The following is a 20797-nucleotide window of genomic DNA, read 5'->3' on the forward strand; positions in this document are numbered from 1 at the left end:
CTCAGGCGCGGGCCCTCGCGTCCAGCGCACGACGGGACTGCAGCTTGATCGCCGGCTCGTTCGCCCGCAGGTCGGTGTAGAGCGGCGCCGCGACGAAGATCGTCGAGTAGGTGCCGACGATGATGCCGATGAACAGCGCCAGCGAGATGTCGCGCAGCGTGCCCGCCCCGAGCAGCGTGGTGCCGATGAAGAGGATCGAGGCGATCGGCAGCAGGCCGACGATCGAGGTGTTGATCGACCGCACCAGGGTCTGGTTCACCGCGAGGTTCACCGTCTCCGCGAACGTGCGGCCCGAGCCGTCGGTCAGCCGCGCGGTGTTCTCACGGATCTTGTCGAACACCACGACCGTGTCGTAGAGCGAGTAGCCGAGGATCGTCAGGAACCCGATCACCGCCGCGGGCGTGATCTCGAAGCCGACGATGCCGTAGATGCCCGCGGTGATGATCAGGTCGTGGAGCAGCGACACGAGGCCAGCGACCGACATCTTCCAGGTCCGGAAGTACACCGCCATCACGACGGCGACGAGCACCAGGAAGATGACGAGCGCCCGGATCGCGCCGGAGGAGATGTCGGCGCCCCAGGTCGGGCCGATGAAGGACGAGGAGACGCCGGCGTTCCCGGTCGCGGGGTTCGGCACGCCGTAGGCCTGTGCGAGCGCCGCCTGCACCCGGTCGGTGCGCGCGGTCCCGCCCTTCGGGTCGAGCTGCGTCGTCTGGACGCGCACGTCGGTGCCGCCGACGACGGCCACCAGCGGCTCGACGTCGTTGCCCGTCACGGACTGCACGGCCTCCTTGGCGAGGTTCGTGTTCTGCACGTCCTTCGTCGAACCGCTGACGACGAACTGCGACCCGCCGGTGAACTCGATGCCGAAGTGGAATCCGCGCCCGACGGCGGGAAGCACGAGCAGCGGCAGCGCCAGCGAGACGAGCACCGCGACGGCGGACACGACGTACCAGAGCCGCCGGCGCTTGATGAAGTCGATCGACCGCGCCCCGGTGTACAGGTCGTTGCCGAACCGCGTGAGTCCGCCGGCCATCAGTCGCGTCCCTTCCCGTCGGCCCCGAGCTGGGCCGCTTTCCGTTCGGCGATCGTCTGTCGACGCTGCGCCTCCCCCGTCGCCCGCGCACCGCGACCGGCGACGGCCGGGGTGCGGAACTGACCGCGACCGCGGTAGACCGCGCCGAGCGCGCGCGGGTCGAGCCCGGAGAACGCGTGGCCCTCGGCGAAGAACGGCCGGCGGGCGAGCAGCTGCAGGATCGGGTGCGTGAACAGGGTCACGACCAGCACGTCGATGAGCGTCGAGAGGCCGAGGGTGAGGGCGAAGCCCTGCACGTCGCCGACCGCGAGCGCGAACAGCACGCCGGCGGCGAGCAGGTTCACCGCATCGGACGCGAGGACCGTGCGCCGTGCGCGGCGCCAGCCGGTCTCGACTGCGCCCTCGAGCGTCCGCCCCTCCCGCAGCTCGTCCCGGATGCGCTCGAAGTAGACGATGAACGAGTCGGCCGTGATGCCGATCGACACGATGATGCCGGTGACGCCCGCGAGCGACAGGCGGTAGCCCTCGCGCCAGGACAGGAAGTCGAGGACCAGGAAGGTGAGCACAGCGGAGACGCCGAGGCTCGCCAGCACCACGGACGCCAGCGCGCGGTACTGGAACAGCGCGTAGACGAACACGAGGATCAGGCCGATCAGGCCGGCGATGAGGCCCGCGATCAGCTGCGAGGAGCCGAGCGTGGCGGAGATGGTCTGCTGGCTCTGCACCGCGAAGTTGACGGGCAGCGCGCCGAACTTCAGCTGGTCGGCGAGCTGCTTCGAGCTGTCCTCCGTGAAGGAGCCCGAGATCTGCGCCTTGCCGTTGGTGATCGCCGCGTTCATCGTCGGCGCCGAGATGACCCTGCCGTCGAGGACGATCGCGAACTGGTTCTGCGCGGTTCCCGCGGTGAACCCGACGAGGCGCTGCGAGATGTTCGCGAACTGGGCGGTGCCGCGGCTGTTGAACGTCAGGTTGACGACCCACTCGCCCGTCGTCGCGCCCTGGCTGGTGGTGGCGAGACCCGCGGTCGCGTCGGAGATGTTGGTGCCGGGCACCTCGACGGGGCCGAGCAGGTACTTCGCGCTGCCGTCGTCGGAGCACGTGACGAGCGGCTTGCTCGACGGCGCCTTGCCCGGGTCGTTCTCGGCCGCGCAGTTGTAGTTCTCGTACAGGTCCTGCAGGTACGGCGTCACCTGGGCGAGGTCGCTGCCGTTCGTCGGCTTCGCGCTCGGGGTGTTCGCGAGGGAGGCGGGCGGCGTGTAGGGCTTGGTCCCGTCCCCGGCCGACGCGGTCGCGGCCGCCGAGGTGACGAGGACCGGCCGGAAGTCCATCCGGGCGCTCTCGCGCACGCTGTTGATCGTCGACTGCGACGGCGTGCCCGGCAGCGAGACGACGATGTTGTTGCCGGAGGAGGTGCCGACCTGCGCGTCGGGGCTGCCGCCGGCGGCCGCGCGCTGGCGGATGATCGCGACGGACTGGTTCAGCTGGTCCGCCGTCGGGTTCGACCCGTTCTCGGTGGTCGCGTGCAGGATGATCTGCGTCCCGCCCTCGAGGTCGAGGCCGAGCTTCGGCAGCAGCGACGTCGCCTTGTCGGCGAACGTGCTGCCCGGCGCGGTCAGGACGCCGACGAAGTTCAGCGCCAGGGTCGCGAGGATCACGACGACGAGGCCGACCAGCGCCCGCCGGGCGCGGTGCTTCGGGGTCACAGGACTCGGCACGAAGGCCTTTCGGGTCAGGTCGTTCGGAGGCTCCGCAGGCTCACGGCCGCGGTGGCCGGCGCCGCTTCCCAGAAGAAGCGGGCCGAGCCATGGTACGGGCTTCGCGCCCGCCGCCTACGAGGCGGCGCCGCCGGAGCGTCGGGTCGGGTCCTCGGTCGTCGGGTCGACGGCGGTCGCCCGCTCCCCGAAGGTCGGGTCGGCCGCGGCGTCATCGAGCACGACCGGATCGCCGTTCAGCTGCGTGCCGTCCTGCGCGACGGGCGTCACGATGCGGCCGACCGCCTGGCGGTGCACGGTCAGCTCGGAGTTCGGGCCGGTCTGCAGCGTGATCTTGTTCTCGGCGTCGTCGACCGCGGTGATCGTGCCGAAGATGCCGGACGAGGTCATGATCTCCGCGCCGGGCTGCAGGCCGGTCGTCATCTCCTGCGCGGTGCGCTGGCGCTTGCGGCCGTTGCGGAACATCAGGCCGATGATCACGACGATGATGACGCCGAAGAAGAGCAGCTGAGCGGTGTTCGGATCCATGCGGAAGCCTTTCGGGAGGGGGCGGCCGGCGGTGCGCGGTCCGGCGTGGCGCCGCCGTCCGAGGCGGTCCTGCTCGGCGCCGCGACGGGGTTCTCCCGCCCGGTGCTCAGCGCCGCATCATACCGGCTCGTCGAACAGCGCCTGCGGACCGGTGGCCCCCGGCGCGGTCGGCGTGCGGCCCGTGCGACGCCAGGCCGCGGCGGTCGCGACGCGACCCCGCGGGGTGCGCGTCAGCAGCCCCATCCGGACCAGGAAGGGCTCCACGACCGAGGCGATCGTGTCCTGCTCCTCCCCCACGCTCGCCGCGAGGGTGCTGAGCCCGACGGGGCCGCCCTCGAACCGCTCGAGGATCGCGTCGAGCACGGCGCGGTCGAGGCGATCCAGGCCGTCCTCATCGACGTCGTACAGCGACAGCGCAGCCTGCACGGCCGCGTCGTCGGCGATCCCGCCGTGCACCAGCGCCCAGTCGCGCACCCGTCGCAGCAGGCGGTTCGCGATGCGCGGCGTGCCCCGGCTGCGGCTCGCGATCTCGCGCAGCGCCGGCGGCTGCACCGGCAGGTCGAGCATGGTCGCGGCGCGCAGCAGCACCTGCTCGAGCTCGTGGGTCTCGTAGAACTCGAGGTTCGCGGTGAAGCCGAAGCGGTCGCGCAGCGGGTTCGGCAGCAGCCCCGAGCGCGTCGTCGCGCCGACGAGGGTGAAGGGCGCGAGGTCGAGCGGGATCGAGGTCGCACCGGCGCCCTTGCCGACCATGATGTCGATGCGGAAGTCCTCCATCGCGAGGTAGAGCATCTCCTCCGCGGAGCGCGCCATGCGGTGGATCTCGTCGATGAAGAGCACCTCGCCGGGGGTCAGCGAGGAGAGCACGGCGGCGAGGTCGCCCGCGTGCTGGATCGCCGGGCCGCTCGACATGCGCAGCGGCCGGTTCGACTCCTCCGCCACGATCATCGCGAGCGTCGTCTTGCCGAGGCCCGGAGGGCCCGCGAGCAGGATGTGGTCCGGCGTCCGGTTCTGCATCGCCGCGGCCTTCAGGAGCACCTCGAGCTGCTTGCGAACGTTCTTCTGCCCGACGAACTCGGTGAGGTTCTTGGGGCGCAGCGCGCCCTCGAAGGCGAGCTCCGCCTCCGACTGGGGCACCGGGTCGATGGCGCTCATCGGACGGTCTGCGGGCCGAGGGCCGCCAGCGCGGCGCGGAGGAGGACCGCGGTCTGCCGCTCGTCCGGCCGCGCGGCGAGCACGTCGTCGAGCACCGCCTGCGCCGCCCGCTCCTGGTAGCCGAGCCCGACGAGGGCGACCAGCACGTCGGCGCCCCGCGCGGTCGGCCGGGGCGCGCTCGTGCGGACGGCGATGAGCTTGCCGGTGAGCGACACGACGATGAGCTTCGCCGTCTTCGGGCCGATGCCGGAGACGCGGCGGAACACGGCGTCGTCGTCGTTCGAGACGGCGGCGGCGATCTCCTCCGGCGCAAGCGCGGCCAGGACGCCCATCGCCGACTTCGGTCCGACGCCGGTCACCCCGCGGAGGAGGTCGAACACCTCGAGCCGCTCCCGGTCGGGGAAGCCGAAGAGCGACATGTCGTCCTCGCGCACCACCATCGCGGTGTGCACGAGCACCTCCTCGCCCGAGCGCACCGACAGCGCGTGGTCCGGGGTGACGGTGACGGCGTAGCCGACGCCGTGCACGTCGACCACGAGGGTCGTGCCGAGGGCCTCGAGCACGGTCCCACGCAGCGAGGCGATCATGCCGACGAGGCTAGGCGAGCGCACCGACGCCGGCGCGCTCCCACGCGGCTCCTTCGAACGCCGGTTCGACTCCGGCCCTCAGACGAGCGGCCAGCGGGTGCCGCTCTGCCGGCGCAGCGCGATGCCGAGGATCTCGGCGTGCGTCCCCGCACCTTGCGCGGCGGCGGGCGCGATCTGCTTCGCGATCTCGTCGTCCGGCGCCTCGAAGCGCACGGTCGCCTCCGCCTTGCCCTGCCGGACGCCGACCGACTTCGCCTCGACGGCGGTGAGCTCGCCGACCGCGCTCGCCGCCGCGGGCAGCACGGCCTGCGCGTTGCCGCCGGGGTGCACGCGCCCGACGGTGAGGACGACCCGATAGGACGGCATGGCTGCGCTCCCCCTGCGACGCCCCGCGCGCCGCACTCCCATTCTGCGACCGCACAATGGACGTGCTGTGCGGAGGGGGTCCGACATGAGCGGCGACGAGAACGGGACCGACCGGATCGGGACGACGGGACTGCGGTCCGTGGCGCAGGTGCTGCACGACGACCGGCCGACCGCCGCGGAGGCGGTGGGCCTGGCTGCGGCGACCGCCGCCGAGGTCGCGTCGCTGCACGCCGCCGGACGGGTGCACGGTCACCTCGACCCCGACACCGTCCTCGTCGACGACCGGGGCGACGTCGTGCTGGGCGGCGCGGGCGCGCACCGCATCGGCCCGGCCGCACCGCCCGAGCTCGTGTTCGCGGACCTCCGGGCCGTCGGCCGCATCCTCGCCCTCGGACTCGGCTGGACGGTGCCGGACCGCCGCCTGCCCGTGCCGGTCGAGGACCTGCTCGCGCGGGCGGAGGCGGCGGGCACCCCCTCCACCGCCCTGGCCCTCGCGCTGCGCCGCCTGCAGCGCGACCCGGCGCTGGTCGCGTCGCTGCTGCCGCCCATCGCCCCGGCCGTCCCCGCGCGACCCCGGTGGGACGCCCGCCCTCTCGCTCGGCTCGTGCCGACGGGCGCCCGGCGCACGACGGGCGTCGCGGCGGGGCTCGTCGCGGGCATCGCCCTGGTCGGCGGCGCGCTGCTGCTGGTCGGCGCGCCGGCCAGCACCGGGCTCGCGCCGCGGGACGCGGGCCGGATCGTCGCCGCACCGGAGGCGGCCGCCGGCTCCCCCGCCCCGCTGCAGGACGCGCCGGTCGGCGCCGAGCCGTCGACCGTCGACGCGCTGCTGCGCGCGGCCCGCACCGCCGCACCCGTCCTGCCCGCGCCGCGCCGGGTGCAGGCCGTCGCGCCCGCGGCCCGGCCGCAGGTGCAGGCCGCGCGTCCCGCGCCGCCGAGGCGCACCGCGTCGCCGGCGCCCACGCCCTCCGCGTCGGGCGGCAGCGCGACGCCGACGAGCGCGCCCGCGCCGTCCGCGCCGTCGTCGACGCCCCCGACCGGCACGCCGTCGGCGCCGCCCGCTCCGGCGCCGAGCGAGCCCGCCGAGCCGGCGCCCGCACCCACGCAGGTCGCACCGAGCGCTCCGGCGGCGCCCAGCGCCCCCGCGGCACCGACGCCCGAGCGGACCACGACCACCGAGGGCTGACCCCGGGGCCCGTCCTCCCCCGGGTCAGCGGCGGCGGGCGGACGCCTCCGCGTCCCGCCACGCCCGCTGGGCCGGCGTCATCGCCCCTGCGGCGGCGGCCGGCGCCGGCTGCCGCCAGGCGTGGCACACGGCGATGGCGATCGCATCCGCGGCGTCCGCGGGCTTCGGCGCCTCCGCGAGCCCGAGCAGGCGCGTCACCATCGTCGTGACCTGGCGCTTGTCGGCGTTGCCGTAGCCCGTCACCGCCGCCTTCACCTCGCTGGGCGTGTGCAGCCCGACCGGCAGCCCGCGCTCGGCGGCGAGGTGCAGCGCGATCCCGCTGATCTGCGCGACGCCCATCACGCTCTGCACGTTCTGCTGCGCGAACACGCGCTCGATCGCGAACGCCTCCGGCAGGTGCTGCTCGAACGCCGCCGTGAGGCCCCGTGCGATGCCGAGGAGGCGCAGCTCGAGCGCCATGTCGGGCGGCGTGCGCAGCACCTCCACGTGCACGAGCTGCGCGGTGCGGTTCGGCGCGACGTCGACGACGGCGACGCCGCAGCGGGTCAGACCCGGGTCGACACCGAGGACCCGCACGAGGAGGTCAGTCCTCCTCGTCGAGGGCGGCCGAGACCTGGTCGGACAGGTCGAAGTTCGCGAAGACGTTCTGCACGTCGTCGCTCTCCTCGAGCGCGTCGACGAGCCGCAGGATCTTCCGCGCGACCTCGACGTCGTCGATCTCGATGCTGACGCCCGGCACGAACTCGCTGTCGGCGGACTCGTAGTCGATGCCTGCGCTCTGCAGCGCGGTGCGCGCGGTCACGAGGTCGGCGGGCTCCGTGACGACCTCGAACTCCTCGCCGTGGTCCGCCACGTCCTCGACGCCCGCGTCGAGGACCGCGCCCAGCACGTCGTCCTCGGACAGGCCGTCGGTCTTCGCGACGCGGATGACGCCCTTGCGGCTGAAGTTGTAGGCGACGCTGCCCGGGTCGCCCATCTGGCCGCCGTTGCGGCTCATGGCCGTGCGGACCTCGGCGGCCGCACGGTTGCGGTTGTCCGTCAGGCACTCGATGAGGAGGGCGACGCCGTTCGGGCCGTACCCCTCGTACATGATCGTGTCGTAGCTGATGGTCTCGCCCGTGAGCCCGGCGCCGCGCTTGATCGCGCGGTCGATGTTCTCGTTGGGGACCGAGGTCTTCTTCGCCTTCTGCACGGCGTCGACCAGGGTCGGGTTGCCCGAGAGGTCGGCGCCGCCCATCTTGGCGGCCACCTCGATGTTCTTGATCAGCTTGGCGAAGGACTTCGCCCGTCGCTGGTCCTTGATCGCCTTCTGGTGCTTGGTGGTCGCCCACTTGGAGTGTCCGGACACGTGCGCCTCCTGCCGAAATGCCGGACCGATGCTACCGGGCGCGCGTCATGCTTCCGGCAGCCGGACCCCGGAGGACCGCAGCTCGAGCGCCGCGAGCCGCCGGATCACCTCCGGGTCACCCCGCCGCCAGGCCGCGACCACGTCGTCGTCGAGCTTCGTGACCGCGCGGGCGGGCCGGGTCGCGAGCGCGCGCAGGGCGAGCAGGTCGAGGGAGGCGGAGGCCGTCGCGAGCCGCGCGACGGCGGCCCGGCGCACGCCGCCGACGAGCCGCGGGCGGACCCAGCCGACGAGCACGACGAGCACGACCAGCGCGGCGACGGTCCAGCCGACGAGGGTCGCGAGGTGCTCGACGCCCGCCTGCCAGCTCGTGCCGGCGTCGGCGAGGGTGCCGCCCGCGTCGCTCGCGCTCGAGAAGGGCGCGCTGATCCCGCCGCCGATCAGCGGCACACCGCTCAGCCGCCGGCCGATGTCCTGCATGGTCGACGAGAAGTCGTTCCCCGACCTCGTCACGTCCGCCCCGATGCTCCTGAACGCCGCGATCGCGTCGTGGATGGCCACCGCGACCACCACGCCGACGATGATCACGGCCACCGCCGCGAGGTCGCCGAGGATCTGGTAGGTCCGGCGCCCGCCGAAGTCCGAGTACAGCTTCACGAGGCAAGTCGAGCACGACAGCAGGAGGAATCGAGCACGACAGCAGGAAGAAGGAGCTTCAGCAGGAGGAGACCGGCCGAATCGTCCTGCTGACGTCGTCCTCTCCTGCTGTCGTGCTCCGCCGAAGGGTCGGATCCGCCGAAGGGTCAGAGCAGGCCGAGGAAGTGGCGGTGGAAGCGGGTCTCGCCGGTGATCTCCGGGTGGAAGGAGGTGCCGAGCAGGGTGCCCTGCCGCACGGCGACCACGCGTCCGTCGTCGAGCGTGGCGACCGCCTCCGCCGAGGGGCCCACCTCCTCGACGATCGGCGCCCGGATGAACGCCGCGTGCACCGGCGGCCCGTCGAGCAGCTCCACGTCGAGGTCGGTCTCGAAGGAGTCCACCTGGGTGCCGAACGCGTTTCGGCGGACCGTGACGTCGAGCCCGCCGAGCGTCTGCTGGTCGGGCAGCGCGTCCCGCACGCGGTCGCTCAGCATGATCAGGCCGGCGCAGGTGCCGTAGACCGGCATGCCCGCAGCGATCCGCTCCTGCAGCGGCTCGCGCAGGCCGAAGGCGCGCGACAGCTTGTCCATCACCGTCGACTCGCCGCCGGGGATCACGAGGCCGGCGACCTGCTCGAGCTCGCGGGCGCGGCGCACCGGCACCGCGTCCGCGCCCAGCTCCGTCAGGACGGCGAGGTGCTCGCGGAAGTCGCCCTGCAGGGCGAGGACGCCGACGCGGGGACCGGTCACCAACCGCGCGAGGCGAGGCGGTGCGGCGCGGGCACGTCGGCGACGTTGATGCCGACCAGTGCCTCGCCGAGCCCGCGGGAGGCGTTCGCGATCTCCTCCGGATCGTCGTAGAAGGTCGTGGCCTTCACGATCGCCTTGGCGCGCAGCGCCGGGTCGCCCGACTTGAAGATGCCGGAGCCGACGAACACGCCGTCCGCGCCGAGCTGCATCATCATCGCGGCGTCGGCCGGGGTGGCGACGCCGCCCGCGGTGAACAGCACGACGGGCAGCGTACCGAGGCGCGCCACCTCGACCACGAGGTCGTACGGCGCCTGCAGCTCCTTGGCCGCGACGTAGAGCTCGTCGGGCGACTTCGCCTTCAGCGCCGCGATCTCGCCCTTGATGGTGCGGATGTGCTTGGTCGCCTCGGAGACGTCGCCGGTGCCGGCCTCGCCCTTCGAGCGGATCATCGCCGCGCCCTCGGTGATGCGCCGGAGCGCCTCGCCCAGGTTGGTGGCGCCGCAGACGAACGGCGACGTGAACTTCCACTTGTCGATGTGGTTCACGTAGTCGGCGGGCGACAGGACCTCGGACTCGTCGATGTAGTCCACGCCGAGGTGCTGCAGCACCTGCGCCTCGACGAAGTGGCCGATGCGCGCCTTCGCCATGACCGGGATCGAGACGGCCTCGACGATGCCGGCGATCAGGTCGGGGTCGCTCATGCGGGCGACGCCGCCCTGCGCGCGGATGTCCGCGGGGACCCGCTCGAGCGCCATCACGGCGACGGCCCCGGCGTCCTCGGCGATCTTCGCCTGCTCGACGGTGACGACGTCCATGATCACGCCGCCCTTCAGCATCTCGGCGAGGCCGCGCTTGACGCGGGCGGTGCCGGTGCCGGGCTCGTTCGCTGCGGAGGCGGTCGTGGGGTTGAGCGTGTCGGTCATCTCAGGTTCCTGATCAGGGGTGGAAGTCGAACGGCAAGGCTACTCGTGGGGACAACGGGGTTCGCGGATCCGCAATTCCTTCGCGACGCGCGGGGGCGCGGCGGCGTCGGGCGGCGTGTCGGGCGGGAACCGCGGCTCCGCGGAGGATCTGCGGATCCGCGATCAGGCGGGCCAGGCGGACTTCAGCGACGCCCAGGTGTCCCCGAGCAGCACGGGCAGGGCCTTCGTCGCGCCGATGATGGGGAAGAAGTTCGCGTCCGCCGCCCACCGGGGCACGACGTGCTGGTGCAGGTGCGCCGCGACGCCCGCGCCGGCGATCACGCCCTGGTTCATGCCGATGTTGAAGCCGTCGCAGCGGGCGTCCTCGCGGAGCACCCGCATCGCCGTCTGCGTCAGCGCCGCGATCTCGGCCGCCTCCTCCGTCGTCGCCTCGTCGTACAGCGGCACGTGCCGGTACGGGCAGACGAGGAGGTGGCCGGAGTTGTACGGGAACAGGTTGAGCAGCACGTAGGCGTGCTCGCCCCGGTGCACGATCAGCGCCTCCTCGTCGCTCCGCTTCGGCGCCTCGCAGAAGGGGCACTCCCCCTCGCCGCCGCCGGCGTTGGGCCCCGTGTGGTTCGACGAGATGTAGGCCATGCGGTGCGGGACCCACAGGCGCTGGTACGCGTCCGGGATCCCGACCGCGCCGTCCACGACCTCCGGTGCGTCGCTCACACCGCTCCGACCGCGGCGGCACCGGCGCCGTTCGCCGGCTCGAGGTCGTCGGCGGTCGACACCTGGAGGCGGGAGCGGATCGCGCCCGTGATCAGCGCGACCGCCTCCTCCACGGGCACGCCGTTGCGCATCGTGCCGTCGCGGAACCGGAAGCTGACCGCGTCCGCGTCGCGGTCCTTCTCCCCCGCGATCAGCAGGAACGGCACGTGCTCGAGCGTGTGGTTGCGGATCTTCTTCTGCATCCGGTCGTCGGAGGCGTCGAGCTCGACGCGCACGCCCGCCGCCCGCAGGCGGTCGAGCACCCCCTGCAGGTGGTCCGCGTACTCGTCGGCGACGGGGATCCCGACGGCCTGCACCGGCGACAGCCAGACCGGGAACGCCCCCGCGTAGTGCTCGAGCAGGATCGCGAAGAACCGCTCGACGGAGCCGAACAGTGCGCGGTGGATCATCACCGGCCGCTGCTTCGTGCCGTCGGGCGCCGTGTACTCGAGGTCGAACCGGTTGGGCTGGTCGAAGTCGAGCTGCACGGTGGACAGCTGCCAGGTGCGGCCGATCGCATCGCGCGCCTGCACGCTGATCTTCGGGCCGTAGAACGCGGCGCCGCCCGGGTCGGGCACGAGCTCGAGCCCGGTCTCCGCGGCGACCTCCGCGAGGGTCGCCGTGGCGGTGTCCCACATCTCGTCGTTGCCCGAGAACTTGGGGCTGTCGTCGCGGGTGGACAGCTCGAGGTAGAAGTCGTCGAGCCCGTAGTCGCGCAGCAGGTCGAAGACGAAGTTGAGGGTGCGGGTCAGCTCCTCCTTCACCTGGTGCTGCGCCACGTACAGGTGCGCGTCGTCCTGCGTCATGCCGCGCACGCGGGTGAGGCCCGCGAGCGCTCCGGACTTCTCGTAGCGGTACACGGACCCGAACTCGAAGAGCCGCAGCGGCAGCTCGCGGTAGCTGCGCCCGCGCGACCGGAAGATCAGGTTGTGCATCGGGCAGTTCATGGGCTTCAGGTAGTAGTCCTGGCCCTGCCGGGTGACGTTGCCCTCGGCGTCGACCTCCTCGTCGAGGTGCATCGGCGGGAACATCCCGTCCGAGAACCACTGGAGGTGGCCGGAGGTCTGGAAGAGGTTCTCCTTGGTGATGTGCGGCGACCACACGAAGGAGTACCCGCCCGCCTCGTGGCGCTCGCGCGAGTAGTCCTCCATCTGCCGGCGGATGACGCCGCCCTTGGGGTGGAAGACCGCGAGGCCGGAGCCGATCTCGTCGGGGAAGCTGAACAGGTCGAGCTCCGCGCCGAGCTTGCGGTGGTCGCGCTTGGCGGCCTCCTCGAGGCGGTGCTGGTGCGCGCGCAGCTCGTCCTTGGACGGCCAGGCGGTGCCGTAGATGCGCTGCAGCTGCGGGTTCTTCTCCGAGCCGCGCCAGTACGCGGCGGCGACGCGGGTGAGCGCCCACCCGTTCCGGATCACGCCCGTGCTCGGCACGTGCGGGCCGCGGCAGAGGTCCTGCCAGACGACCTCGCCGGTCTGCCGGTCGACGTTCGCGTACACGGTCAGCTCGCCGGCGCCGACCTCGACGGCCTCGTCGGACTCCGCGGCGCCGCCCTCCTGCACCGAGCCCTTCAGGCCGATGAGCTCGAGCTTGTACGGCTCGGCGGCGAACAGCTCGCGCGCCTCCGCCTCCGTGACGACCCGGCGCTCGAAGCGCTGGCCGGCGCGCTGGATGCGCTCCATCTCCTTCGTCAGCGCCTTGAGGTCCTCGGGGGTGAAGGCCTGCGCCACGTCGAAGTCGTAGTAGAAGCCGTCGGTGACGGGCGGGCCGATGCCGAGCCGCGCCTCCGGGTTGATGCGCTGCACCGCCTGGGCGAGCACGTGCGCCGTCGAGTGGCGCAGGATCGACAGGCCGTCCGGCGACCCGATCGGCACCGGCTCGGCGTGCACGCCGTCCGGCAGCGGACGGTCGAGGTCCCAGAGGGCGCCGTCGACGCGGACGGCGACGACCTCGCGGTCCGCGCCGAAGAGGGTTCGCCCCGTCGTCACCGCCGGTCCGTGCTCGGCGGAGTCGGCAGGCGGAGTGAGGTCGCTCAACAGCGGGTTCCCTTTCGGTCGCAGGCCCTCAACTGTATGCGCCGGCGGTGATGGCGGCCCTCCCCGCGGCCACCCGCCGATCAGCGCCGGCGGAGGCGGGCGAGCAGGTGGTCGACCCGGCGACGCAGCGGACTGGGCGGCGGCACGCGGATGGGCGCCGAGCCGCCGTGCACCGCGGCTTCGAGCGCCGGCAGGTCCACGGTCGCGATGAGGCGCAGCCGTTCGCGCAGGTGCGCCTCGTCGTCGACCCGGCCGACGGGGTCGCCGCTGACCGCGCGGGTGAGCGCGGCGTCGACCTCCTCCTGCGCGTCCCGCCGCGCGGCCTCGAGCAGCGCCGCGACCTGCCCGGCGTCGTTCTCCCAGGACAGCAGCCGTCGCGCGACGAGCCGGTAGACCCGGCGGCGCCGGTCGAGGTTGTCGGCGTCGGATGCGCGGTAGTCGTGCTCGTGGGTGGCGCTGCCGTCGGCCAGCGGGGCGATGCGCAGCTCCTGCTCCATCCGGCGCGCGGAGCCCTCCGCCTCGAGGCGCAGCCGGCCCAGCACGAGCCGCACCTCGTCCGCCCACGCCTCCGGGTCGATCGAGCCCTCGGCGGTGACGGTGTCGACGATGATCCGGTTCTTCAGGCGCATGCGGGTCGCGTACTCCGCGAGCAGCAGGCCCTCCTCGGCCTCCTCCTCGACCGCGCGCCGGATGTGCACCGGCGCGGTCCAGTCCTCCGGCGCCGTCCGATCCGCCATCGTCCCTCCCGCCCGTCGCCCCCGCTCCAGGATGACCGATCGCGCGGCGAGCCCGCCCGATCGCGCGGGCGCCGGGCGCGTCGGTCGCGCTGCAGCTCGTCCGTGCGGCGGACGAGGGCACGGTCGACGTCGATGGATCCAGTCGTGGGCCGACAGGACGCTCCTGCGAAGAGGGAGTCGGTCGGACGAGCGCATGGGCTGCGCGACCGGAGCGACCGTCATACCGGCAGCGCGGTCGCCTCCTGAGCCCGGAGACGACGAAACCCCCGCCGAGGCGGGGGTCCTGGTGGGCGATACCGGGTTCGAACCAGTGACCTCTTCCGTGTCAGGGAAGCGCGCTACCACTGCGCCAATCGCCCGAGCCGGCCTGCGCTCGCGAGGAGCGCGTTCCGTTCGAGGTGGGGACGGGATTCGAACCCGCGTACACGGCTTTGCAGGCCGTTGCCTCGCCTCTCGGCCACCCCACCGGTGTTGTGAAGACCAACGTGGGTGGACCGTGCGGCCTGTCGGAATCCGACTGGTCCCACCGAGCGGATGACGAGATTCGAACTCGCGACCCTCACCTTGGCAAGGTGATGCGCTACCACTGCGCCACATCCGCATCGCCCCTCGCGGGGCGTCCATGACTGTAGCCGATCCCGGGACGCCGCGCGAACCGAGCGACACGCCCCGTCCTGGTGACCTGCTGCCATCGGAGGGGACTCCGCGGCTGTGGCATCATGGTCAGCCGCGGGCGATTGGCGCAGTTGGTAGCGCGCTTCGTTCACACCGAAGAGGTCGTCGGTTCGAGTCCGGCATCGCCCACCGCGAGAAGGCCCTGCTCCCCTACGGGAGCAGGGCCTTAGCCGTTCTCAGGCGCAGGAAGCGCCGCCGCCTCCGGCAGCGTCCGCGCCCTGCGGCAGGGGAATCCGCCGCAGGAGGCTGCCGCAACGACCGATGCTGCCGGAGAGCGCACAGCACCTCGAGCAGCCCTCCTGAGCCCGTCCAGCGCCGCGGAGCGCCGAGTGCGTCGGCGATGTACCGCCGCCTGCCGCCTGCCTGCACGACCCGATCCGAGCCCGCGCGGAACGCGGCCCGTTCAGGGCCGCGAAGCGCACAGCTGCGCCGCAGCGGCGGCGGCGCAGCGATGAGCACCGAAGGCCCGCCCCGGCGTACCGGGACGGGCCTTCGTGCTGCGAACGGGTCAGACGCGGATCGCGGAGGCGTCCTCGCGGTCGTCGAGCAGGTAGCCCTCCTCGCCGTGGACCGTGTTGTCGACGCCGGCGACCTCGTCCTCGCTCGTGACGCGGAAGCCGATCGTCTTCTGGATGATCCAGCCGAGCAGCGCCGCGCTGAAGAAGGAGAAGACGGTGACGGCGGCCGCACCGACGAACTGCTGGCCGAGCGACGCGGGGCCGAAGCCGAAGAACAGGCCGCGGCCGGTGCCGAAGAGGCCGATGAACAGCGTGCCGATCCAGCCGCCGACGAAGTGGATGCCCACCACGTCGAGCGAGTCGTCGAAGCCGAGGCGCCACTTCAGGTCCACCGCGAGGGCGCAGACGGCACCGGTGATGATGCCGAGGACCATGCCCCAGAACGGCGTCAGGATGTTGCAGGCGGGGGTGATGGCGACGAGGCCGGAGACCGCACCGGAGGCGGCGCCGATCGAGGTCGCCTTGCCGTCCTTGAGCTTCTCGACGATCAGCCAGCCGAGCGTGGCGGCGGCCGGGGCGGCGAGCGTGTTGATCCAGGCGAGCGCGGCGACGCCGTCGACCGCGGCCTCGGAGCCGGCGTTGAAGCCGAACCAGCCGAACCACAGCAGGGAGGCGCCGAGCAGCGTCAGCGGCACGTTGTGCGGCTTGACCATGCCCTTGGCGAAGCCGACGCGGCGGCCGAGCACGATCGCGAGCGCCAGGCCCGCCGCACCGGCGTTGATGTGCACCGCGGTGCCGCCGGCGAAGTCGTTCACGCCGAAGCCCTGGATCCAGCCGCCGTCGTCGCCGAGGTTGAAGACCCACGCGGCGACGGGGAAGTAGACGAGCGTCACCCACACGCCGGCGAAGACCATCCACGCGCCGAACTTCGCGCGGTCGGCGATCGCGCCGGAGATCAGGGCGACGGTGATGATCGCGAAGGTCGCCTGGAACCCGGCGAACGCGAGCGCGTTGAGGTCGGGCGCGCCATCGGCGCCCGACGTCAGCTGCGGGATGAGCGCGAAGCTGGCGAAGGGGTTGCCCACGATGCCGGGGATCGCCCAGCTGGAGCCCTGGCTGAACGCCATCGAGTAGCCGTAGAGGACGAACAGGACGGCGACGAGGGCGATCGCGCCGAAGCTCATCATCATCATGCTGATGACGCTCTTCGCCTTGACCATGCCGCCGTAGAAGAACGCCACACCGGGCGTCATGAGCAGGACGAGGGCCGCTGCGACCATCAGCCACAGCGAGTTCAGGTCAGTCGCGGTCGCCGCCGGAGCAGCGGCGTGCAGGATCGGGGCCATGGGGACCGGGGACCTCTCTTGTTCGTGCGGGAGGGAGGCTTCCCGTGCACCGGCGTGCTGGCGCACCCCCGCATCGGAACGGGGAGCACAGGAACCCGCGACGAGTGTGGAGGAGGCACGTTTCGCCGCCCGACGTCCCGTGTTTCCCGGGCGTTACGAAACGGCGCTCGATGTGAACGTCGTGTTACACGACGCTCCGAGCGCCCGATCGGTCCGGCCTCAGGACGCCCTGGCGCCCGCGTTCGTCATCGCGACGAGGCGGGAGATCGCCCGGAGATACTTCTTCCGGTAGCCGCCCGCGAGCATGTCCTCGCCGAACACCCGGTCGAGCGGTTCGCCGCTGGCGACGAGCGCGACCTGCGCGTCGTAGAGGCGGTCGACGAGCGCGACGAAGCGCAGCGCCTCCGTCTGCCCGGGCAGGGGCCGCACGTCCCGCAGGCCTGCCGTGCGCAGCCCGTCGACGAGGCCGACGTAGCGCGCGGGGTGCACGGTCGCGAGGTGGTCGATCAGCGCGCCGAAGTCGTCGACGGTCGTGCCGGCGGCGTCGGGCAGCGCGGCCACGGCCGACTCCCCCGCGACGACCGCGGCCTCGGCGGCGTCGCGCCGCCGGTAGTCCAGGCCGCCGATCCGCACGGTGGTGAACCGGTCGGACAGGCCCTGGATCTCGCGGAGGAAGTCGGCGGCGGCGAAGCGGCCCTCCCCCAGCGCGTTCGGCGGGGTGTTCGACGTCGCGCCGATCCGGGTGCCGCCCTGCACCAGCTCGCCGAGCAGCCGCGACATCAGCATCGTGTCGCCCGGGTCGTCGAGCTCGAACTCGTCGATCGCGATCAGGGAGGCGCCGGACAGCAGCCGCACCGCGTCCGCGTACCCGAGGGCGCCGACGAGCGCCGTGTACTCGATGAACGTGCCGAAGTACTTGCGGCCCGGAGCCAGGTGCCACAGCGCGGCGAGCAGGTGCGTCTTGCCGACGCCGAAGCCGCCGTCGAGGTAGAGGCCGGGACGCTCGGGCGCCTTCGGACCGCGGCGGAACAGGCCGCCGGTGCGCGGGCCCCAGCCCGCGGCGAACGTGCGGACCGCCTCCACCGCCTCCGCCTGCGACGGGTGGTCGGGGTCCGGCCGGTAGTTCTCGAGGCGGGCGTCGGCGAACTGGCGCGGCGGCACGAGCGACGCGGCCATCCGCGCGGGGTCGACCTGCGGCACGACGTCGGCCAGGCGGCGAGGGGCCGTCACGGGCGCCGCCGGACGTCACAGAAGCGGTCTCGCGCCACGGGTGGTCACTCCTGATGCGTAGGGTCGTCGGGGCCGCCAGGACGGCGGTGGCAGCGTACTGCCGACGTCCTCCGGCGCCAGTGGACGCGCGATCGAGGAGGACGGCATGGCCGAGCAGGACGACAGCACGCGGTTCGCGGGGTACGCCCACCCGGAACGGCTCGTCTCGACCGAGTGGCTCGCGGAGCACCTCGGCGACGAGGGCCTCGTGGTGATCGAGTCCGACGAGGACGTCCTGCTCTACGAGACCGGCCACATCCCGGGCGCCGTGAAGGTCGACTGGCACACGGACCTGAACGACCCCGTCACCCGCGACTACATCGACGGCGAGGCGTTCGCCGCGCTGTTCGGCCGCCTCGGCATCGACCGCGGCGCGACGCTCGTCGTCTACGGCGACAAGAGCAACTGGTGGGCCGCGTACGCCCTCTGGGTCTTCACGCTGTTCGGCCACGAGGACGTGCGCCTGCTCGACGGCGGCCGCGCGAAGTGGATCGCGGAGGAGCGCCCGGTCACGCGCGACGCCACGGTGCGCACCCCGACCGAGTACCCGGTCGTCGAGCGCGACGACTCGCAGGTGCGCGCGTTCCGCGAGGACGTGCTCGACCACTTCGGCGCGCCCCTCATCGACGTGCGCAGCCCGCTCGAGTACTCCGGCGCCCGCACGACGGCGCCCGAGTACCCCGAGGAGTCCGCGCTGCGCGGCGGCCACATCCCCACGGCGCAGAACGTGCCCTGGGCGAAGGCGGCGGCCGAGGACGGCACCTTCAAGGGCCGCGCGGACCTGGAGGCGATCTACCAGGACGGCGCCGGCCTGCGCCCCGGCGACGACGTGATCGCCTACTGCCGCATCGGCGAGCGCTCCAGCCACACCTGGTTCGTGCTGACCCACCTGCTCGGCTACGACAAGGTGCGCAACTACGACGGCTCGTGGACCGAGTGGGGCAGCGCGGTCCGCGTCCCCATCGTGCAGGGCGAGCAGCCCGGCGAGGTCCCGGCGGTCCGGTGAGCACCCCTGCCGCGCTGGAGGCGATCCGCGAGGAGTTCCTGGCGGTCGAGCCGCGGGAGCGCCTGCTGCTCCTCCTCGAGTACTCCGACGACCTGCCTCCGCTGCCCGAGCGCTTCGGCGACTCCACCGACCTGCTCGAGCGGGTGCCGGAGTGCCAGGCGCCCGTGTTCGTGAAGGCGGAGCTCGCCGCCGGCGTGGTGCACGTGCACGCCAGCGCACCGGCGGAGGCGCCGACGACCCGCGGGTTCGCCTCCGTGCTCGCCCACGGGCTCGAGGGCCTCAGCCGCGACGAGGCGCTCGCCGTGCCCGACGACTTCCCGGACACGCTCGGCCTCACCGCCGCGGTGTCGCCCCTGCGCCTGCGCGGCATGAGCGGGCTGCTCGCCCGCATCAAGCGGCAGCTGCGGGAGGCGTAGGCGTGCCGGTCGTCCAGCCCCTCCTCCCGACGCCCGCCGACCCGGTCGACCTCGACCGGGACGCGATGCGCGCCTGGCTCGGGGAGCGGTACGCGCTCGAGGGCGACGCGTGGGTCCGCGTGAACCTCGTCGCCGCGCTGGGCGGGCAGACGACCGCGTCGGACGGCACGTCCGACGGGCTGACGGGCGGGATCGACCGGCTGCTGCTGGCCGTGCTGCGGCGCTCGGCCGACGTCGTGCTGGTCGGCGCGGGCACCCTGCGCGCCGAACGGCTCGGCATGCCCCGCACCGCCGCGCTCGCCGTCGCGACGCGCCGCGGCGACCTCGCGGTCGACGTGCTGCCGGAGCCGACGGAGGACGGCCGCCGGGCGATCGTGCTCTGTCCGGACCGGGTGGTCCACGCGCTCCGCGACCGCGTCGGCGACCGCGCGCGCGTCGTCGCCGTCTCCGGCGACCTCAGCGCGGAGCCGACGCTGCTGATCGACGCGCTGGCCGCGGAGGGGCTGCCGCGCATCGTCTGCGAGGGCGGCGCGGAGCTGGCCGGCCGGCTCGTGACGGCGGGCGTCGTCGACGAGCTCGACCTCACCACCGCTCCCCTGCTCGCCGGCGGCGGCCCGTCGCTCAGAGCGCTGGGCGAGCCCTGGTCCCTCGCCGGACTGCTCCACGACGAGACGGACCGGCTGTACGCGCGGTGGCGGCCTCACCGGCGCTGAACCGCTCGAGCGCGGCACGGTCGTCGTCGAGCCACGCCGTGACCGCGCCCTCCCACCGCTTCGGGTCGAGGTTCCACAGCCGCGTGTGCCGCGCGCCGACGAAGGGCACGAGCCGCACCAGGTCGGGACGGGCGGCGGCGAACCGGCGCGCCACCTCCGGCGGGGCGACGCCGTCGTCCTCGCTCTGCAGCACCAGCACCGGCACCTCGAGCGCCGCCGGATCGGCGCGCTCCGCCGGGTGCACGTCGAGGCCGCCCGCCCCGACCAGTCCGCCCCATCGGCTGGAGAGCAGCGACAGCGCGCCGCGCCGCACGGGCTCGGGCACGCCCTCCCCGCGGGCGAGCAGCGCGGACGCCCCGTCGAGCACGGGCGAGTCGAGCACGACGCCCCGGATGACCTCCCGCACCCGCGAGCGCTGCGCGGTCGCGAGCACGATGGAGGCCCCCGAGGACCAGCCGCACAGCACGACCTCCGTCGCGCCCTCGTCGAGCGCGTGCAGGATCGCGGACTCCACGTCGACCCACTCGCCGTCGGTCACCGCGTAGGGCGTCGGGTCGCCGGCCGGCGCCTCGCCGTCCCCGCGGTAGGCGGGCAGCAGCACCGACCAGCCGGCCGCGAGGAACGCCGGGACCGCGCGCAGCGCCTCCTGCCGCACGCTGGACCGGCCGTGCACGAGCACGGCCCAGCGGGTGCCGTCGCCGCCCGGGACCGCCCACGCGGGCACGGCGCCCTGGGTCGTCTGCATGCGCTCGGCGCGGTACGGCACCCCGAAGGCGTCGGGCGTCAGGTACATCCAGCCGTTGAAGCGGCCCTCCCGCGCGGCGGTGAGGTCGCCGGTGTCGACGCCGAGCAGCTCGCGGAGCACCCCGTCGCCGTCCTGCCCGATCACCGCGCCGACCCGCGCGTGCCCGCGGCCCTCCGCGAACCAGAAGCTGTAGCGGCCGGGCAGCAGCGCCTCCGGCGTCGGGCCGAACCGGATCGTGCCGCCCGCCAGGTCGACGCCCTGCACCGCCGTGGCGCGCTGCGGCCGCGGCGAGGTCATGCGCCGGGCGGTCCTCGCTGTCAGCGCACCGGTCAGCAGCGCCCCCGCGGCGACCACGCCGGCCGCGACGGCGCCGCGGGCGGGGTCGACTCGCGCTGCCATCGCCACCCCTCCCGCCGCCGGACGTCTGCGCAT

General features: G+C 73.4%; 21 protein-coding genes and 4 tRNA genes. 5 read left to right on the plus strand and 20 right to left on the minus strand.

Features of this window, described 5'->3' with window-relative positions:
• Position 1: 1 nt before the first annotated feature.
• The 6 genes from secF to ABEA53_RS07090 all read right to left on the minus strand — a co-directional run bounded on the left by secF (position 2) and on the right by ABEA53_RS07090 (position 5381).
• Positions 2 to 1036 (minus strand): protein translocase subunit SecF, encoded by a 1035-nt coding sequence (secF, locus tag ABEA53_RS07065; RefSeq protein WP_345480347.1) that lies wholly within the window; start codon positions 1034 to 1036, stop codon positions 2 to 4.
• A complete protein-coding gene (secD, locus tag ABEA53_RS07070) occupies positions 1036 to 2751 on the minus strand; it encodes a protein translocase subunit SecD (protein WP_345480348.1) in 1716 nt (571 codons plus the stop codon). Before secD ends, secF begins: the two co-directional genes overlap by 1 nt.
• Positions 2752 to 2865: 114 nt before the next feature.
• Positions 2866 to 3276, minus strand: a complete 411-nt coding sequence (gene yajC, locus ABEA53_RS07075; protein ID WP_345480349.1) for a preprotein translocase subunit YajC — start codon at positions 3274 to 3276, stop codon at positions 2866 to 2868.
• Between the two features lie 117 nt (positions 3277 to 3393).
• Positions 3394 to 4428 (minus strand): Holliday junction branch migration DNA helicase RuvB, encoded by a 1035-nt coding sequence (gene ruvB / locus ABEA53_RS07080; protein ID WP_345480350.1) that lies wholly within the window; start codon positions 4426 to 4428, stop codon positions 3394 to 3396.
• Complete coding sequence (ruvA, locus tag ABEA53_RS07085; RefSeq protein ID WP_345480351.1) at positions 4425 to 5015, minus strand: Holliday junction branch migration protein RuvA; 591 nt, start codon at positions 5013 to 5015, stop codon at positions 4425 to 4427. The genes ruvB and ruvA overlap by 4 nt, the downstream gene beginning before the upstream one ends.
• 78 nt (positions 5016 to 5093) lie before the next feature.
• A complete protein-coding gene (locus ABEA53_RS07090; protein ID WP_345480352.1) occupies positions 5094 to 5381 on the minus strand; it encodes a hypothetical protein in 288 nt (95 codons plus the stop codon).
• A gap of 85 nt (positions 5382 to 5466) precedes the next feature.
• Here ABEA53_RS07090 and ABEA53_RS07095 point away from each other — a divergent pair, with 85 nt between their 5' ends.
• Positions 5467 to 6564 carry a hypothetical protein gene (locus ABEA53_RS07095; RefSeq protein ID WP_345480353.1) on the plus strand — a complete coding sequence of 366 codons (1098 nt, stop codon included), beginning with the start codon at positions 5467 to 5469 and terminating at the stop codon, positions 6562 to 6564.
• Positions 6565 to 6588: 24 nt separating this feature from the next.
• Here ABEA53_RS07095 and ruvC read toward each other — a convergent pair whose 3' ends face one another.
• From ruvC to ABEA53_RS07150, 11 genes are all read right to left on the minus strand, one after another.
• A complete protein-coding gene (gene ruvC / locus ABEA53_RS07100; RefSeq protein WP_345480354.1) occupies positions 6589 to 7140 on the minus strand; it encodes a crossover junction endodeoxyribonuclease RuvC in 552 nt (183 codons plus the stop codon).
• Positions 7141 to 7147: 7 nt separating this feature from the next.
• Positions 7148 to 7912 carry a YebC/PmpR family DNA-binding transcriptional regulator gene (locus ABEA53_RS07105; protein WP_345480355.1) on the minus strand — a complete coding sequence of 255 codons (765 nt, stop codon included), beginning with the start codon at positions 7910 to 7912 and terminating at the stop codon, positions 7148 to 7150.
• 45 nt (positions 7913 to 7957) lie between these two features.
• Positions 7958 to 8566 (minus strand): hypothetical protein, encoded by a 609-nt coding sequence (locus ABEA53_RS07110; protein ID WP_345480356.1) that lies wholly within the window; start codon positions 8564 to 8566, stop codon positions 7958 to 7960.
• 146 nt (positions 8567 to 8712) lie between these two features.
• Positions 8713 to 9294, minus strand: a complete 582-nt coding sequence (gene pdxT / locus ABEA53_RS07115; RefSeq protein WP_345480357.1) for a pyridoxal 5'-phosphate synthase glutaminase subunit PdxT — start codon at positions 9292 to 9294, stop codon at positions 8713 to 8715.
• Positions 9291 to 10217: a pyridoxal 5'-phosphate synthase lyase subunit PdxS gene (gene pdxS / locus ABEA53_RS07120; RefSeq protein WP_345480358.1), complete on the minus strand. Its 927-nt coding sequence runs from the start codon at positions 10215 to 10217 to the stop codon at positions 9291 to 9293. Before pdxS ends, pdxT begins: the two co-directional genes overlap by 4 nt.
• A gap of 162 nt (positions 10218 to 10379) precedes the next feature.
• Positions 10380 to 10931: an HIT family protein gene (locus ABEA53_RS07125; protein ID WP_345480359.1), complete on the minus strand. Its 552-nt coding sequence runs from the start codon at positions 10929 to 10931 to the stop codon at positions 10380 to 10382.
• Complete coding sequence (thrS, locus tag ABEA53_RS07130; RefSeq protein ID WP_425550603.1) at positions 10928 to 13000, minus strand: threonine--tRNA ligase; 2073 nt, start codon at positions 12998 to 13000, stop codon at positions 10928 to 10930. The genes ABEA53_RS07125 and thrS overlap by 4 nt, the downstream gene beginning before the upstream one ends.
• Before the next feature lie 80 nt (positions 13001 to 13080).
• Entirely contained in the window at positions 13081 to 13737 is a 657-nt protein-coding gene (locus ABEA53_RS07135; RefSeq protein ID WP_345480360.1) for a hypothetical protein, read from the minus strand.
• Positions 13738 to 14021: 284 nt separating this feature from the next.
• A tRNA-Val gene (locus ABEA53_RS07140) sits at positions 14022 to 14096 on the minus strand.
• Between the two features lie 37 nt (positions 14097 to 14133).
• Positions 14134 to 14204, minus strand: a tRNA-Cys gene (locus tag ABEA53_RS07145).
• Between the two features lie 62 nt (positions 14205 to 14266).
• A tRNA-Gly gene (locus ABEA53_RS07150) sits at positions 14267 to 14338 on the minus strand.
• A gap of 130 nt (positions 14339 to 14468) precedes the next feature.
• Here ABEA53_RS07150 and ABEA53_RS07155 point away from each other — a divergent pair.
• Positions 14469 to 14541: transfer RNA gene (locus ABEA53_RS07155), tRNA-Val, on the plus strand.
• Between the two features lie 379 nt (positions 14542 to 14920).
• On the opposite strand, the gene ABEA53_RS07160 is transcribed toward ABEA53_RS07155, so the two are convergent.
• Entirely contained in the window at positions 14921 to 16216 is a 1296-nt protein-coding gene (locus tag ABEA53_RS07160) for an ammonium transporter (protein ID WP_345480361.1), read from the minus strand.
• Positions 16217 to 16435: 219 nt separating this feature from the next.
• Positions 16436 to 17392 carry a cell division protein ZapE gene (gene zapE, locus ABEA53_RS07165; RefSeq protein WP_345480588.1) on the minus strand — a complete coding sequence of 319 codons (957 nt, stop codon included), beginning with the start codon at positions 17390 to 17392 and terminating at the stop codon, positions 16436 to 16438.
• 199 nt (positions 17393 to 17591) lie between these two features.
• On the opposite strand from zapE, the gene ABEA53_RS07170 reads away from it, so the two are divergent.
• From ABEA53_RS07170 to ABEA53_RS07180, 3 genes are read left to right on the plus strand one after another with little or no spacing between them, the layout of a single operon-like run.
• The gene (locus ABEA53_RS07170; protein ID WP_345480362.1) at positions 17592 to 18491 is read left to right on the plus strand and encodes a sulfurtransferase; all 900 of its coding nucleotides are present in this window, start codon (positions 17592 to 17594) and stop codon (positions 18489 to 18491) included.
• Complete coding sequence (locus ABEA53_RS07175; protein ID WP_345480364.1) at positions 18488 to 18907, plus strand: SufE family protein; 420 nt, start codon at positions 18488 to 18490, stop codon at positions 18905 to 18907. Before ABEA53_RS07170 ends, ABEA53_RS07175 begins: the two co-directional genes overlap by 4 nt.
• A 2-nt stretch (positions 18908 to 18909) precedes the next feature.
• Positions 18910 to 19620, plus strand: a complete 711-nt coding sequence (locus tag ABEA53_RS07180; protein WP_345480365.1) for a dihydrofolate reductase family protein — start codon at positions 18910 to 18912, stop codon at positions 19618 to 19620.
• Here the strand turns inward: ABEA53_RS07180 and ABEA53_RS07185 are convergent.
• Positions 19529 to 20764: an alpha/beta hydrolase gene (locus ABEA53_RS07185; RefSeq protein ID WP_345480366.1), complete on the minus strand. Its 1236-nt coding sequence runs from the start codon at positions 20762 to 20764 to the stop codon at positions 19529 to 19531. The two genes, ABEA53_RS07180 and ABEA53_RS07185, sit on opposite strands and share 92 nt — an antisense overlap.
• Positions 20765 to 20797: the final 33 nt, after the last annotated feature.

Origin of the sequence: Amnibacterium soli, assembly GCF_039544415.1 — a bacterium.
In the GTDB taxonomy this organism is placed as follows: domain Bacteria; phylum Actinomycetota; class Actinomycetes; order Actinomycetales; family Microbacteriaceae; genus Amnibacterium; species Amnibacterium soli.